16 protein-coding genes are annotated in these 15,626 nt (G+C 37.5%); 9 read left to right on the forward strand and 7 right to left on the reverse strand.

Going from position 1 to position 15,626, the window contains the following annotated elements:
- Positions 1-164: 164 nt before the first annotated feature.
- Positions 165-1,553 (reverse strand): alpha-amylase family glycosyl hydrolase, encoded by a 1,389-nt coding sequence (locus E1I69_RS10350; protein WP_136379537.1) that lies wholly within the window; start codon positions 1,551-1,553, stop codon positions 165-167.
- Between the two features lie 201 nt (positions 1,554-1,754).
- Here E1I69_RS10350 and E1I69_RS10355 point away from each other — a divergent pair, with 201 nt between their 5' ends.
- Both E1I69_RS10355 and E1I69_RS10360 read left to right on the forward strand, forming a co-directional pair.
- Positions 1,755-3,125 (forward strand): MATE family efflux transporter, encoded by a 1,371-nt coding sequence (locus E1I69_RS10355; RefSeq protein WP_136379538.1) that lies wholly within the window; start codon positions 1,755-1,757, stop codon positions 3,123-3,125.
- A gap of 150 nt (positions 3,126-3,275) precedes the next feature.
- Positions 3,276-3,839 (forward strand): DUF2777 domain-containing protein, encoded by a 564-nt coding sequence (locus E1I69_RS10360; RefSeq protein ID WP_161974877.1) that lies wholly within the window; start codon positions 3,276-3,278, stop codon positions 3,837-3,839.
- Positions 3,840-3,875: 36 nt separating this feature from the next.
- On the opposite strand, the gene E1I69_RS10365 is transcribed toward E1I69_RS10360, so the two are convergent.
- The 3 genes from E1I69_RS10365 to E1I69_RS10375 all read right to left on the reverse strand — a co-directional run bounded on the left by E1I69_RS10365 (position 3,876) and on the right by E1I69_RS10375 (position 6,843).
- Entirely contained in the window at positions 3,876-5,309 is a 1,434-nt protein-coding gene (locus tag E1I69_RS10365; RefSeq protein WP_242634574.1) for a putative bifunctional diguanylate cyclase/phosphodiesterase, read from the reverse strand.
- A gap of 127 nt (positions 5,310-5,436) precedes the next feature.
- A complete protein-coding gene (locus tag E1I69_RS10370; RefSeq protein ID WP_136379541.1) occupies positions 5,437-5,805 on the reverse strand; it encodes a YisL family protein in 369 nt (122 codons plus the stop codon).
- Positions 5,806-5,937: 132 nt separating this feature from the next.
- On the reverse strand, positions 5,938-6,843 hold the full coding sequence (locus tag E1I69_RS10375) for a fumarylacetoacetate hydrolase family protein (RefSeq protein WP_136379542.1): 906 nt from the start codon (positions 6,841-6,843) through the stop codon (positions 5,938-5,940).
- A 228-nt stretch (positions 6,844-7,071) separates the two neighbouring features.
- Between E1I69_RS10375 and E1I69_RS10380 the strand changes: the two genes are divergently transcribed.
- Positions 7,072-7,239, forward strand: a complete 168-nt coding sequence (locus tag E1I69_RS10380; RefSeq protein ID WP_136379543.1) for an aspartyl-phosphate phosphatase Spo0E family protein — start codon at positions 7,072-7,074, stop codon at positions 7,237-7,239.
- 15 nt (positions 7,240-7,254) lie between these two features.
- On the opposite strand, the gene E1I69_RS10385 is transcribed toward E1I69_RS10380, so the two are convergent.
- Positions 7,255-8,454 (reverse strand): DUF418 domain-containing protein, encoded by a 1,200-nt coding sequence (locus E1I69_RS10385; RefSeq protein ID WP_136379544.1) that lies wholly within the window; start codon positions 8,452-8,454, stop codon positions 7,255-7,257.
- 215 nt (positions 8,455-8,669) lie between these two features.
- Between E1I69_RS10385 and E1I69_RS10390 the strand changes: the two genes are divergently transcribed.
- From E1I69_RS10390 to E1I69_RS10415, 6 genes are all read left to right on the forward strand, one after another.
- The gene (locus E1I69_RS10390) at positions 8,670-8,891 is read left to right on the forward strand and encodes a spore germination protein (protein WP_136379545.1); all 222 of its coding nucleotides are present in this window, start codon (positions 8,670-8,672) and stop codon (positions 8,889-8,891) included.
- Between the two features lie 14 nt (positions 8,892-8,905).
- On the forward strand, positions 8,906-9,160 hold the full coding sequence (locus E1I69_RS10395) for a spore germination protein GerPB (protein WP_136379546.1): 255 nt from the start codon (positions 8,906-8,908) through the stop codon (positions 9,158-9,160).
- A 70-nt stretch (positions 9,161-9,230) separates the two neighbouring features.
- Positions 9,231-9,860 (forward strand): spore germination protein GerPC, encoded by a 630-nt coding sequence (gene gerPC / locus E1I69_RS10400; RefSeq protein ID WP_136379547.1) that lies wholly within the window; start codon positions 9,231-9,233, stop codon positions 9,858-9,860.
- Entirely contained in the window at positions 9,857-10,036 is a 180-nt protein-coding gene (locus tag E1I69_RS10405) for a spore gernimation protein GerPD (RefSeq protein WP_136379548.1), read from the forward strand. Before gerPC ends, E1I69_RS10405 begins: the two co-directional genes overlap by 4 nt.
- Before the next feature lie 6 nt (positions 10,037-10,042).
- A complete protein-coding gene (locus E1I69_RS10410; RefSeq protein ID WP_136379549.1) occupies positions 10,043-10,423 on the forward strand; it encodes a spore germination protein GerPE in 381 nt (126 codons plus the stop codon).
- Between the two features lie 65 nt (positions 10,424-10,488).
- On the forward strand, positions 10,489-10,707 hold the full coding sequence (locus E1I69_RS10415; RefSeq protein WP_136379550.1) for a spore germination protein: 219 nt from the start codon (positions 10,489-10,491) through the stop codon (positions 10,705-10,707).
- Positions 10,708-10,741: 34 nt separating this feature from the next.
- Here E1I69_RS10415 and E1I69_RS10420 read toward each other — a convergent pair whose 3' ends face one another.
- A complete protein-coding gene (locus tag E1I69_RS10420; protein WP_136379551.1) occupies positions 10,742-14,131 on the reverse strand; it encodes an SbcC/MukB-like Walker B domain-containing protein in 3,390 nt (1,129 codons plus the stop codon).
- Positions 14,128-15,312 carry an exonuclease SbcCD subunit D gene (locus tag E1I69_RS10425; RefSeq protein ID WP_136379552.1) on the reverse strand — a complete coding sequence of 395 codons (1,185 nt, stop codon included), beginning with the start codon at positions 15,310-15,312 and terminating at the stop codon, positions 14,128-14,130. The genes E1I69_RS10420 and E1I69_RS10425 overlap by 4 nt, the downstream gene beginning before the upstream one ends.
- Positions 15,313-15,626: the final 314 nt, after the last annotated feature.

Here is a 15,626-nt window from a genome sequence, read left to right on the forward strand (position 1 = left end):
TTCGTATATTTGATGTAGTGGTCGGGAAACCAACTATATCTTATCACGAAGTGAGGCTTTTTTTTAATACCACGCTATAAGCTCTATGGAACCCCCGGCATAGCCAGGGGTTTTCAAAACATACAAAAAAAAAATGGCATCATCCACGCAGGATGATGCTATTTCTATTCAGGCTTCTTATTTCCATGTCTTCTTTTACTTAGATAAATAAAGCCAATCATCAAAATCGGTATGATGAAGACGGAAACGAACAATGTATAATTTATTTTTGTCGTGTCTCGAGCAACAAACACTTCCGAAATATCGCGATTTACAACAAGATGAAATTCATCGTCAGTTGCTCGAACAAGGTCCTCCGTAATTAGTCCAGTTAGCTCCTTGTCCTCTCCAACCTGGTCAGTCGTTAAGGTAAAGCTCTGTGTTTTCGTTGTATTATTAATTGCCACAAAAGCTTTTTCCCCTTCATATTCTCGCTTAAAAACAAGCAAACCTGCATCATTTTTAACTAATTCGATTGAACCTTTTGTGAGAGCAGGTACACCTGACCTAATTTTAGAGAGCAATGTAATATAATCAACTAGCTCTTTGTCTGTTCGAAAGTCCATTAAACCGAGGTTGTCCGGTGGCTCAGTTCCGTTTAAGGCGATTTCTGTTCCATAGAAAATGGTTGGAATTCCCGGTGTAGTATACAAATACGTTAATGCCGACTTAATGCGTGGTGCAGGATGTTCATTCGCTTCTGTAGCAAGATGAGTGAATCGTACCGTATTTGGATTATCAAAGAAATTAATCATGGAATTCGGATTTTCAAACTGTTTAGCTTGTTCCCATGTTTTTTCAATATCTTTAAAAGGTTGATCTGGAACACTAAAACTAGTGATCCCTTCGTATGGCATGGTATTAAAAACGGAATCGAGTCCCTTAGTTTCAAGCTCACCAAGGTTATCAACCCCTGAAGATTGTCCAATCAAGCGAAAATTGGCTTTTACCACTTTCAGTTCCGTTGATAATGCCGTGATCAAATCAGCTGAAACACTATCAACAAGGTCAAGTTTATATCCATCAATGTCTGCCTCTTGTACCCATGACTTCGCATCTTCAATAAACTCATCATTTAAAGGACCATCATTTGAACTGATGCCTAGGTCAAGAATCACTTTTATTCCCTTGTCATGCGCCGCTTTCACGAGCTGTTTTACATCCTCAGATGTTCCATAATGCTTATTGATGACACTTCTGTCCTTTACCACATACGGATAAAATGTATCGGTTTCATTTTCAAATATAGGTGATAATAAAATCGTTGTAAACCCCATGTCCTTCAGGTAATCAAGCCGACTCATGACTCCTTTAAGGTCTCCCCCATGATAAGATGTAGGATTCGAAAGGTCCACAGCAGAATCATTTGAACTGTCTGCATTATTAAAACGGTCAACCACTATGTAATAAATGCTTTCTTCCGCTATTGTTTGAGTGTCCTCAGCAAAAGCTGGAGGGGATGCCAACAGTAATAACGGAATCAGTATAGCCAGCATATATATCTTTTTCTTCATCACGTAACTCCAATCCTCCTAGTAATCTCACTCTTTAAAGTAACCTTATCCCTTCTTAAAAGTCAAATAGTACAGGAGTTTGTTCATATTTTGTACATATTTATACCGTTTTCTTTTTTGTGTAAAATGACTATTCTTTCTTACCACATTCTGTGATAAACTAATATAGTTTTTCATTACGGAATAAGAGGGGTTGACAGCTTGGATACTTCTATCCATACAAAAAAATTAACGTTGTTTGCTCTCACATGGCCCATTTTTATTGAATTGCTGTTACATATGCTAATGGGGAATGCAGATACCTTAATGCTAAGTATGTACTCCGATAATTCTGTTGCAGCAGTCGGGGTATCAAACCAAATCTTATCATTAATCATCGTCATGTTTGGATTCGTTGCAACCGGTACAGCCGTTCTTGTTGCCCAGCATTTTGGTGCTAATAATGAAAAAAGTGCTGCTGAAGTTGCAGTCGTTTCTATTTTTACCAACTTTGTGTTTGGTCTTATTTTGAGTCTTATTGTTTTTGTATGGAGCAAAGACCTCCTGCTTTTAATGGATTTGCCAACTGAATTATTAGACGAAGCGGATAGTTACCTTAAAATCGTAGGTTTATTCTCGTTTCTCCAAGCATTAATTATGACAATTGGAGCAGTCATCCGAAGCTATGGTTTTACTCGGGATACGATGTACGTCACAATCGGTATGAACATCCTTAATGTCATTGGGAATTACATTTTTATCTTTGGTCCATTTGGTTTACCAGTTCTCGGGGTTGAAGGAGTTGCGATATCAACCTCTTTTAGTAGATTGATTGGCTTATTGGTCATCTCCTATCTATTAATAAGACGAGTAAAACATGGGCTCCATTTTAAAAAGATTTTTCGTTTACCGAGAATACATCTGCAAAATCTGCTTAAAATTGGAATACCTTCTGCCGGAGAACAGCTTTCTTACAACTCCTCCCAAATGATCATCACGTATTTTATTACAATTATGGGAACGCAGGCACTTACGACAAAGGTATACGCACAAAATTTAATGATGTTCATCTTCCTATTTAGTATTGCCATAAGCCAAGGAACACAAATTTTAGTTGGGCAAATGATTGGAGCCCGTCAAATAAATCACGCTTATAAAAGAGCGCTAAAAAGCTTAAAGCTCGCCATTTTTATTTCAGCGGCAATGGCGATTGTTTTTTCATTCTTTAAAGAACCCCTTTTATCCATTTTCACAGATAATCAAGCCATCATAAAAACAGGTGGTGTCCTTATCCTTTTAACCATCATTCTTGAACCTGGGCGTGCATTTAACCTTGTCCTTATAAATGCATTAAGAGCCGCGGGAGATGTAAAATTGCCGGTGTACATGGGAATCCTCTCAATGTGGGGAATTTGTGTGCCGATTGCATATGTACTTGGCATTCACTTTGAACTCGGATTGGTTGGAGTGTGGATTTCTTTTATTGTCGATGAATGGATCCGTGGTATCGTCATGCTGTGGCGATGGCGTTCACGGGCATGGGAGAAAAAGTCATTTGTTTCACCAGTTGAAAATGCAGACATTACAGCCTGAAAAAGTTCAGGCTGTTTTTTTGTTGTCAATTTCCCCCTAAAATCAGGGTAACATCTCACTAAAAAGTCTTAGTTATAAATTCTCCTACTTTTGTCTAAAAAGAGGATACAAACTACTTACAAATAAACAGCTATGGATGGAGGATTTGCTTTGGATTTACAACAACGTCTAGGCAGCATAACTGAACAAAAACGTTCTTTTATAACCGGTACGACAGAATGCATAAATGACCAATGGATTTTCTTCGAAGCCGAAACAGACGAGGCTTCAATGCTTGAAGAAATGATTGGGAAGGAAGTAGAAGTATTCACTCTAAATAAATGGGAAAAAGGCATTTTTGTAGAAGATGGTTTAATTCAGATGAATGGATATTTTTATAAGCTCGATAATGGAGATTGCCTTCGTTTTCGAAAAAAATTAACCTTGGCGTATAAGGAATGGCTAGAAGGTTTTACAGAGGACCAGTTTATTCGTTTTACATCAACTTTAAATAAACTTTCGTTTTCACTATATGATTGTATCCATTGTCATAATCAATTAATGTTTCAAGAAGAGAATAGAGAAAATGAAGGTGTCAATTTTATCTTATTTGATAATACGGAATTGCTTTTGTCTGTTCACCATCATTTTTCTCGTGGAAAACTAAAGAAGGATCGATTTGAATTTACACTAGCGAATGGAAAAAGGGCAATTCTTTCTACATTATGCAAATAAAATTAGGGGCGTTCCCAAGCGAACAGCCCCTTATCCTTACAATGCTTTAAGCTTTGCTAATCCTTTTTCAAACTCTTCACTTTTCATCGGCCGATCGATGTAGAAACCTTGAGCATAATGGCATTGTAATTCCTTAAGCAACGCTATTTGCTCATCTGTTTCAACCCCTTCAGCAACCACTTTTACCGAAAGTCCGTGCCCCATCGTAATGATAGCCTTCACAATCGCGATATCAGTCGTATTAACTTTGAGATTATTAATAAAAGACCGGTCAATTTTTAACGTATTGATTGGCAAATCCTTTAAATAGCTTAATGATGAATAGCCTGTACCAAAGTCATCAATTGATACCTTTACACCAAGCTTTTGCAGTTCCTTCATAACAATGACACTATGGGTAATGTTTCTAAGCATCACGCCTTCAGTAAGCTCGAGGGTTAAATATTGAGGAGGTAGCCCCGTTTCATCTAACACCTCTTTGACCACATCAATAAAGCTAATTTGCTGGAACTGGTCTGCTGATACATTAACAGAAATGGTTAAATAATCATATCCCATATCATGCCATTTCTTATTCTCTTGACAAGCCTTTTTTAAGACCCATTTCCCTATCTCATGGATTAGCCCCGTTTCCTCTGCAAGAGGTATAAATTCACCAGGTGATACGAGTCCAAGCTTTGGATGCTCCCATCTGATTAATGCTTCACTGCCATATACTTCTCCAGACGCTAAATCAATCAACGGTTGGAAGCATATGTGAAACTCATCTTTCTCAAGCGCTTTTCGCAAATAGCCTTCAAGCTCAAGTCTATATAATACTTGCTGATTCATTTCTGTTGAGTAGAATTTCATTTTGTTGCCGCCAAGCTGTTTTGCAAGGTTCATTGCTGTATCGGCATGCTTAAATAATAACTCTGTCGTAATTCCATCATTAGGATAGAAACTAATTCCTATACTTCCAGTTAAAAAGAACTCACGTGCTTCGTACATAATTGGTTTAGTGATACCATGCAATAATGTCTGTCCAAGGTCGGCAATTTTTTCAACTTCAACTTCCTCGGTTATAAGGATTGTAAATTTATCACCACTAAATCTTGCAAGAAAACTCTTTTTGGGGAGCAGTCCTTGAATTCGTTTGGCAAGTTGCTTTAGAATTATATCTCCCGCATAATGACCAACTGTATCATTAATCATTTTAAATCGGTCTAGGTCGATAAATAACACTGCTAATTTATGATGCTTCTTTTTCTTTGAAAAACGCTTAACAAAGTCCTCTACTTGATTTGTAAAATGCAAACGATTCGGCAAACCAGTTTCTGCATCATAATAGGCTAACCATGCAACTTTTTCCTCTGCTTTCTTTTCATAAGCAGCTTCTATTTTTTTATTTTTTTCGATAGTAAGTTGGTTTTGCTCGATTAATTCAGTGATATCTTTCAACTGTTTATATACAAAGCTATTTGTTCTCAATACGAGATTCACCACTCTTTTTTCACTCATGAAGGATGTATATTCATAAAGATAGCATAATTTCTTGTCGAAAAACACAGAAAAAAGTGAAAAAGCCACCTTAAATGGCAGCTTTTTCACAAAACGTTTAGAATCTCCAAATACCTAACGGAAGTTTCATTCCTAATCCAATTGTTAAGATCAAGACAACAATGAACAATCCCCAGAATAATCCAGTTGATTTTTGTTTACTAGAACGTGCTAAAATCATTTCCATAAATCCGATTGTTAGCACCCCTAGTATTGCTTTACCTATGTATTCACCGTCGATTTCTACTCCACCAAATAAAAGTAGCAGACCTGTCGCTAAAATGAATAGATAAAATAAACGCAAGATCATTTTAACAATTTTTTGGGATTTTTCTTTGCCGGCCTTGTTTAGGATTGTTGCTGCTACAACAAATAGAATAATAGCAACTGCCCAAGAAGTAATATGTGCATGAGTATTGTATGTCATGTACTACTTCCTCCTTTTTCTTTTTCATTCATGGTTATCATAGCATGTTTATGATGAAAAAAAAAAGATTCAATCAGCCCTTTTCCACTATTCACATAGTAAATATGTCATTTTTGTGTCGCATTGTTCCTTTTAATCCTCAATTTTATTTCTCAATGTTCCTAGGCCATCAATGGTAATTTCAATCACATCTCCAGCCTTTAGAAATCGTGGTGGGTTAAAGCCTTTTCCTACTCCTGCTGGAGTACCTGTAGCAATAATGTCACCAGGCTCTAAAGTCATTCCTTGGGAGATCACTGAAATTATTTTTTGAATTGAGAATATAAACTGGCTTGTGTTACCAGCTTGGCGTACTTCTTCATTAACTTTAGTTGTTACTGATAATTGACTAGGATTGGGAATCAACGATTTATGCACCAACATGGGTCCCATTGGACAAGTGGTGTCTAAGCTTTTCCCAAGGAAAAATTGTTTATGTCTTGACTGGATGTCGCGAGCTGTAATATCGTTTACGATCGTATACCCATACACATACTCTAATGCTTCACTTTCTGAAATACCACGACCTTCTTTACCGATTACAACGGCTAATTCCCCTTCGTAATCTAGCTGCTCTGTAATATTTTTATGACTCATAACGACTTCATTTGGCCCTACAACTGTCGTTGGCGCCTTTGTGAACATCATGACATGCTCAGGAATATCCTTTGCAGTTCCCATTTCAATCACATGGTCCGCATAATTTTTGCCAACACAAAAAATATTCTTACTAGGTTTTGGAATGGGTGCCTTTAATGTAATATCCTCAATCGGAAATATGCCTTCTGCATCAGGGTGTAGAAGAGCCCACTCCGTAATATGAGACACCCTCTCAAGAAATACTTCACCTTGTGAAATAGCTTCAATCATTGTTTCTGGTATGCTGGATGAACTATTCATTTGCACTTCAATAGCTTTTAGATCAAATACTTGGTCAAGTGCTTCGTTAACCATCCCAATAAATTGTTTTCCATTCTTTTCGGCAGTTACAAACCTCATTATCATCATCACCTCTTATTTAATCCTTTATTTAATTCTACTTTTGTTGTCCTTTTTCCTCTATTAACATTTTGTAGAACTTTGTATTATTTTGTAACTTTATAAGAGGTTTTAGCGAACCTGTTTTATTGTCTGTAAAGGCAGGTATAATAGTAGTACAAGCCTTGTATATACTACTTTAGTCTAATGAATGTATAGAAAATGTACTAAAAAAATGGAGAAATGAAAATGTTCATGTTGAAAATTGCTATTGAATTAAAGCGCCGTAAAATGACAGTTTTAGCTGATCGGCATGGCTTTACTGCTAGGGAGACAGTAAAGTGTAGTCAAGAGTTAGACCAATTATTGAATATTTATCAAAAAACCAAACAGAAAAAATTAAAAATGGTGAATTAGAAAAGACTATTCGCATTATTCGCGAATAGCCTTTTTTCTTATTTCTACCTTTTGGGCATATGTGAATGTTCTCCAAATCCATTCGAATGGACCAAATCTGAATTTATTTAACCATAGATAGCTTAACACGATTTGGATAATAAAAATTACAATCGTAAGAAGGAACCCCGTATACAGCTCCACTTTTCCATACAATCCAAAACCATAGCCGTAAAACAAGAGCGTACATACAATCGATTGGAATAAATAATTACTCAAAGAAAGTCGTCCAACTAATGCGAGCGGTGAAAGCAGTTTCCTCCAAACTGGTAATCTCATTAACAGGACAATAGATGTTGCATATAGTACGGCAGTCCCAGGACCGCCTATCGTATCCTGTAAATAATCAGTTGCTGCATTTTTAGACGTATAATATGGAAGCAATTTCATGGGAACCCCGATAGCTAGTGAAATCAGCCATAAGATTTTTACTTTTTTTATATCCTTATCACGGCCTTCCAGCCACTTTTTCTTTGCAATAAAAGCACCTAGAAGAAACATCGGTAACAATGTAATGACTAAGATAAAAATGCTCCCTGCATTATTAACATAGTACCAATCTTGGATTCTTTGAATCGTAATTTCCCAGAATCCGCCTGTAGCATAAATTTCTGCTGATTTTTGAGCAAGTTGTTCATTAAACATAATGGCACTTAATTCTGGTTCGAACATGACAGCTAGAAACATCATACCCCCAAGAAATAGATTGGGTACGAAAATAAGGACTAAAGCCCAAATAAGTAACGTGATTGGTTTTGCCTTATGAAACAATAGAAAAATGACTCCGACAAATGCATATGTAATTAAAATATCCCCATGCCACACAAAAAAAGCGTGTAAACACCCGAACAGTAATAGCACAATTAATCTTCTTGTGATCAACGGATAAAAAGAATACCCTTTGGCTAGTGCTCTTTCCTTAAATAGAATCATCCCAAACCCGAAAAGAAACGAAAATAGGGTATAAAAGCTTGCTTGTGCAAAAATGTCAACAAAACTATTTGTCCATTGATTCAATTCCCCACTCCACCAGTCTTTAGGGCTTACATACAAAATTGGTGAAAAAAACGAAGGCATATTCACGAAAAAAATACCGAATATTGCCAGCCCCCTTATAACATCAAGCGACTGAATGCGCTCCGCACCCATTACAGGTGTTAATCGTTCATTATTCATTCGTATAACTCCTTTAATTTTCCTATATTCGATTATAAGAGAAGCGTCTAGAAATCTCTAGAATTATATTCCAAAAATCGAATTAACACGTTATTCCCTCACACTCGAAATCACACCTTCTGGGTGTTTATCATAGAATATCGTAATCGCATCTACATGTAGCAACTTACTATTTCGTATATTTTTTAATTTGATTTTTTAAAAGGGTGTTCAATATGCCAGCAATTGTTGGAGCAATAAAAATAAATAGCATTGGGAATAGCAGTGTAATGAATGTAGGGGATGTTTTTCAAATTGCCCCTGTTTCTACTGCCAAAACATTCGCTGGAGCTGGCTCTTTCAATACCGGGAATGGACTTCGTATCTTTAATAATCAGAGTGTAACCAACTCATATGATGTGGATACAATCGATAGTGTCAATATTGGAAACGCCTAAGGGGGTATACGTAAATGAATTTTTATATAAATCAAAGTATTTGTATACAAACGTTAAGAGTCGGGAGTGTTGCAAACTCATCGGTCTTACAGATTGGAAGTGCGGGCATTATTCGGCCATCTGCACATCTGCATAATACAGGTGGTTTTACTAAACCAGCACCACAAATTACAGAACAAAATTTGCTAGAAGCACCTGCTGTCCCATTAGCTGGCGCATCAGGAACAGCAGGAGTAGCCCCTGTAATTGGTGCAACAGGAGTAAGATAATGGGCATTCACCCAATCGTTCTTATCTGCATAAAGTAATCTATAACAGAGTTTTAGAAAGGGTGAATGCTATGTATCCTTATTATCATTGTGTGTCTTCCTCATATATTCAGAATCTTTATCAGTATATCCAACAACAAAACGTACGGATTAATCAATTAGAGCAATCCCTTCAACAACTTCAAACGGAAATAGGAGAAATAAAAAAGCAACCATCCACCCATATTGAGAAAGTTGAATATAAATTTGATCAACTAAAAGTTGAAACTCTAGAAGGAACTTTAAACATTGGTTTAAATCCATTAAATGGGGAACCAGTTGAGGACTTCTCCGTAGCTCAAGGAAAAATGAACATTCCGGATATTCGGCATGTCCATAAAGAAATACTTGGTGAGATACAAGACAATATAGATGAGTATTTATCAAATGAAGGTCCGGTACTTATTGAAGGAATTGCAAACCAGGAAAGAACGGTTCTAGAAGAAGGACACTCAGGCTTTATCATTGAGGATATTCAGAAACAAATTCCTGACCGAATTGTCCATTATCTAGGTCAATATCATGGAGAGTTACAAAACCCATCAAGAGAAGCGGAAGTGTACCAAAACATTATCAGCCATATTAAAAACGACATCAAAAATTCAGTTACTGGATATATTCAAAATTTGCCAAAAAACACGAAAAGGGAGAATGAGACGTGAACTTTACGGTTGTAAATAAGGAATTACAAGTTGGACATATTGATATTGTCGGTGTTTCAACATCGGCTGTTTTTATTATTGGAGATGCACAAACCATTTCTATGACTTCTGCTTTTGACACTCCACCTGAATCTTTAATCATTGGACCATTTGTTCCGCTAGCCCCAGAGAGTTGATGTACATTGAAAAGACTATCGGTAGTAGACTATATTCGGATAAATACTGTTCTGTTTAGTAGTATAGTAGAGGTTGGTGATTCTCGAAGAATTGCTCCTTTTTCGCAAGCACTTGCTTTTCAAAAAGAAGTCCCACTATTTTTTTCAAATGAAGGAAGTCTTTCTGCATTTCCTTTTTTTAAAAGGGAGCTCCCCAAGGTTACAATTGAAGACAAAATAACGATGAATATCTTCCATCAAAATCCTGTTATCAAAGTCAATACTGTTAGAATACTAGGGATTTCCTCTTCATCTGTACTCCAGATTGGATCAACTGTTGAGATAGAGTCAAAATCTAAAGTAAAACATATTCGAAAGTTATTAGAACATCAGACCATTGAAAGATAGTTCACTAATTTTGTATTTTCACATAAAGTAATAGCATGAAAATGTTTTTTAAAGGATGACGCTATATGCCTTCTATTGTTGGACCTATAAAAATTGTGAATGTCGGTGGTGGAGTCGTTAATTTCGGTGACTCCTTCTATGTTTCACCTAAAGATACAGCAAAGACCTACTCAGGGTCAGGATCATTTAATACTGGAGATTTTATTTGTACCAATAATGGATTAAACTCCACAAATACAAATGACGAAGATTTCGCAGATCAATTAATGAAAAATAATGCGTAAAAATAAAAAGGCCGAAACACGGCCTTTTTACATTTTATAATGTTTCTAATCTTACAAGCGTACCTCTACCTGATGGTTCAGCTGGTTCCACGATTAAGCGTTTAGGCAACCTAGCCCTTAATTCCTGGACGTGACTAATAACACCTACCGCTAATTGTTTTGAATGTAATTTTTCAAGAGCTGACACAACCGTATCTAAAAGGTCTGCATCCAATGTACCAAATCCTTCATCTAAGAAGAAGAATTGTAACGGATATTCACCCCTTAGCTGGATTTGAGCGGACAGGGATAGTGCCAACGCCAATGATGTTAAGAAGGTTTCTCCACCGGAAAGTGTTGTAACAGGACGTCTAACCCCACCATTTGCATCATCCCTCATAATAAATCCACCCTGTGAATCCACCTCAACAGCATAGCGCTGTCTAGTAAGAATGCCAAGACGCTCTGTTGCGTCAAGACTTACTTGAACAAGCTGTTCCTCTGCAATAAACTCTACGAAACTATTCCCTTTAAAAACGGATTGAAGCTTGTTAAATTGCTCCACTGACTGTTCAAGCTCGTTTCGTCGTTTTTCAAGCTCGTTGAATCGCTCATGTTTTTCTAACAGCACCTGAAGGGCATTTACAGCTGCTCCCTTCGCTTCAACCGCTTGATTAAGCATCTCTTTCATTTCCGTACGAACCCTTTGGATTTCGTCCCATTTTTCTTGTGTTAGTTCTTCACCTTTTAGGAGATCATTTACTTTTTGCAAATCGGTTTGTACTTGCTTGTGGCGATCCCAATATCGCTCAATTTGTGAACCAAGCTCCTCTTGCTCATGTTTTGAAAGTACCGATTCCATTACATCCGAACTTTGTAAAAAGCTTGTTGATTCAAGTCTCTCAGCCCATTTACTTGTAGCTTTTTCACTTCTGCTTTTCCCGTCCTGAAATGCTTGCAAGGCCGCATGGGTTTCGTTTTCAAGTTTTTGACATTCCCCTTGGACCTTTTGCCAAGCTTCGTAAGCTCTTGATTCGTTGTCCTCAAGCTGCTTTATCATTTGTTCCGTTTCAACTAATAACTGAGGGATGTTGTTGTCTCCAATTTCTCTTAAAAGTTTTTCACGTGCTTCAGATAAAGCTTCAAGTTTACTTTTTAATGTAGAATTGACTTCAACAATTTGACGTTCAAGCTCATTGCTTTCATGTTGATGCTTTTGTTTTTCTTGTTCTTTTTGTTCAAGTAAAGTGGTGCTATTTTCAATTTCAACAGAAAGACTTTGCGCCAACTTGTCATTTTTTGAGATGTCTTCCAGCTTTGATTCGATTGTTTCAAAATCAAGCTGTGGAAAGGATTGTTTCCAGTGCAAGTACTGTTCTTTCGTTTTTTCCTGTAAGTTTAAAACTCGAGACGTAAGCTCATTAAAGGTTTTTGTATTGATTTCCTTTGTCTGTTCAAGCTGGTTCACTTGTTTTAATGATGCACGAAGGTCTTGAATGACTTTTCTACCCATTTCTTGAAGCTTTAAATAATCTTGTTGCAATGATTTTTGTTCAACAACAAGCGCTTGAAGCTTTCCATCCACATCTTCAAACTCATCATCACTAACTGTCTTCTTAGCTTGGATAGGAGCATTCATTTCCCCAGGGTATTCCCCGATAAGTCCCCCAGAGATTTGCTCGAGCTTAAGTTTGAGTGTTGAAAATTCTTGTTTTAGCTCCCTTACAATGGTTATATCATTGCTGAGTTTTTCGATTTGCGCTGCGATTTCATCTCCATGATCTTCAAGACTAGATACAGGATTCGGATGATGGGTAGAACCGCAAACTGGACATGGCTCTCCGGTTTCAAGCTTATCCGCAAGTTGAATAGCAAGATTCATTTTCCGATTATCCTCCAGTTTTTGCTTAAGCATAGAAAGTTTAGCCTCAGCAAAAGCAATAAGCTTTTCACTATCTCTTTCAGAATCACAAACAGCTTCATACTTGGATGCATTCTTTAAAAACAGCACTTCCATTCTATGTTTAGCCTGGTTGAGCACCTCATTTTGTGAGTTCAGTATTTTCTCTAATTGTTCAAGTTGTATTTGACTATTTTCAAGCTCTTTTTTTTGCTCGTTTATATTTGACTTAGAAAATAGGATCGTCTGCTTCAGTTGATTGGCTTTCTGGAGCTCGTCCCGTACTTCTGCTGTAACAGTTAATTTCGATAGCTTTTCTCTTCGATCCCTTTGTTTCTCTGTATCATCCGTTATGGATGCAGTAATAGCTTCAATTATCTTTTGTTTTTCACGTACTAGTGATTGTAAGCTATTCAGCTTAGCTTGGAGCCCATTCGCTTCTCCTTCTAGAACAATTGCTTTTTCCTGAATGACCTTAGCATCAGTCAGCTGTTGTTTTTTTGTTACGTAATATGGTAATTTTTCCGTCTTTTCCTGACGAGCATGATGATAATTAGTTGCCTTTGCTTCATTTTCTTGCTTTTTGGTTTTTAATTGATTTTGTAAAGACTGATAACGTATGGTTGCTTTGTCTAATGCTTGTTTTGCAGACTCGTATTCCTCTAAATACGGAAGGATAAGAGCAGCTGTTTCGGCATTCTTCACTGTTTGTTCAAGATGAAGGATATATGGTTTCTTTTGCTCGATTTCAACCGATTTTTTTAATAGCTCACTTTTTTCTAATTGCCACTGCCAAATACTCTTACTTTTTTCAAAATCAGCATCAATCTTGTTGACCTCATTTTGTCGTTTTTCCAGAAGTATCTCTGCATTTTTTAGTTCTTGCTCCGCACTTTTGATTGCTTCTGTTGATGCATCCCCTAGACCTGCTTGTTCAGCTGCTACTTCGTTTAACTCACTTTTTGCTGTGGTTAGCTTATTCTTTAATTTTTTATTTAGCTTGTCTCCATATTGTTCAAGATTGAATAAGCGTTGGAGCATTTGTCTGCGGTCTGCACCCTTTAGTGATAAAAACTCAGCAAACTTTCCTTGTGGTAAGACGACTGCTCTCGTAAAGTCATCAATCGTTAGCCCTAAGAGATCCTGGACACATTGATTGACTTCACCAATTTTATCAGCAAGAACTACCGATTCCTCACCCACTTCAATAATTCGACTTACAGATGATTTAAGCTTTAATTCATCCTGGCGTTTAAAGCTGCGCTCTATGGTATAACGCTTTGCTCCTTTGGCGTTTTCTAGCTCAAATGTAAAAGAAACGTAAAGCAGATTTTCTGCATGATTTAATATTCCGTGCGTATTATTGGATGCGCGCTCGACTTTGCCATATAAGGCAAGAGTCATCGCATCAAGAATGGACGATTTACCACTTCCTGTCGGTCCAAAAATCCCAAATACTCCACCTTCACAAAGGGAACCAAAATCAACCGTTTGTTTTTCGCGGAAGCTATGAAGTCCCGCTACTGTTAATGTGATAGGTTTCATGCTTCGTCACCATCCTCGTCTACATCATCAGAAATCAGCTCTAAAAATAATTTCGTAAGTTCTGGTTCTGGTTTCGCACCGCCTGTTTGTTTTTCATAAAAGCGAACAAAAAGTTCATCTATAGGGGTATTTGTATTCACTATCCGCTCTGCTCTTTCTTTTTCAAGCTCTTCAAAAACAGGGCGAATATGAATGAGACCACTATGATGCTTTCGTAATCGATGAATCTCTTCGATTGAAAGGGCGTTTGTCACGTGAATTTCAAGGTCAATCCATGCATTCGCATCCTTACCTTCATCAAGCCAAGTATAGACTTGAGCTAACCCCTCTTTCGCTTTCCATCTTACAAGTGGTTTTCCACTTGATAAAAACACCTCAGACATTTCAATGGGCTGGTTAGGTTTCGCGTCTAAAATCGTTACAGATTTCGCGTACCCTGCTTCAGAAAAACTGTACGCTAATGGAGAACCTGAATATCTCGCCATCGTTTTCGCTCTGGAGACCATTTGCGGACGGTGTAGATGCCCTAACGCTACGTATTGTGCTGCTTCCGGGAGACTAGTAGCAGCTACCGTGTAAGCCCCACCAACCTCAATTGGTCGCTCAGAATCTGAGCTACTTCCACCTGTTACATAAATATGGCTCATTGCGATATTAATGGTTTCCGGTGTAAAAGCTTTACTCATTTCTTCAAAGATTCCTTGGATGCGTTGGTCATATTTATCGCGAAGTATTAATTCTTCATGGGAATCTGATAACACTTCGGCTAAACGTGACTCAGATGGATATGGTAAAGCTGCTAGTTTAAGAGTTTCATTTGTTGTAGGAACATAGATGGTCTGGACATCAATTGTCGGCAAGCCAAGTAGTTGAATTCCTTGTTTTTGAGCAAGTGGTGAGGCTGCAGACAGGCGGTCTGGGTTATCATGGTTTCCTGCGATAATCGATACAGGTCGTTTGCCACCATTAGCTAAACGGGCGATACTTTCGTAAAATAAGCTTTCAGCTGCTGCCGGTGGATTCACTGTATCAAATGCATCACCTGCCATTAAAACAACATCGATTTTTTCTTCTTCGACAATTTTTACAAGCTCGTCCAAAAATTGCGCTTGTTCTTCTAATCTACTTCTTCCCTCAAGGGATCGACCTAAATGCCAATCCGCAGTATGAAGAATTCTCATTTGAAACTCCCCTTCCTTTACCGAAATCTAGTATTATTATTTTAACATAGGAGGTGGTCTGAGATTGATAATGTTAACTGGAAATTAAAAAACAAAAGCGCAAGCGCCTTGGAAGTGGAACATCGACTAACTACTGCCACGTCCTGTGGCAAACGTCGATGTCAGCACTTCCTGTGCAAGTCCGACAAGCATAAGAAAAGCTAGCTAGAAGGATGCCTTTTATCCTTCTTGACAGATTGGCTTATGACCTCGAGGGTCTAGGCGCTGGAGCTGGACTTGGATACACTTATTAAGAAGAATCCACAACGAAAAAT

The organism is Bacillus timonensis, from assembly GCF_004799755.1.
GTDB lineage: Bacteria > Bacillota > Bacilli > Bacillales > Bacillaceae_L > Ferdinandcohnia > Ferdinandcohnia timonensis_A.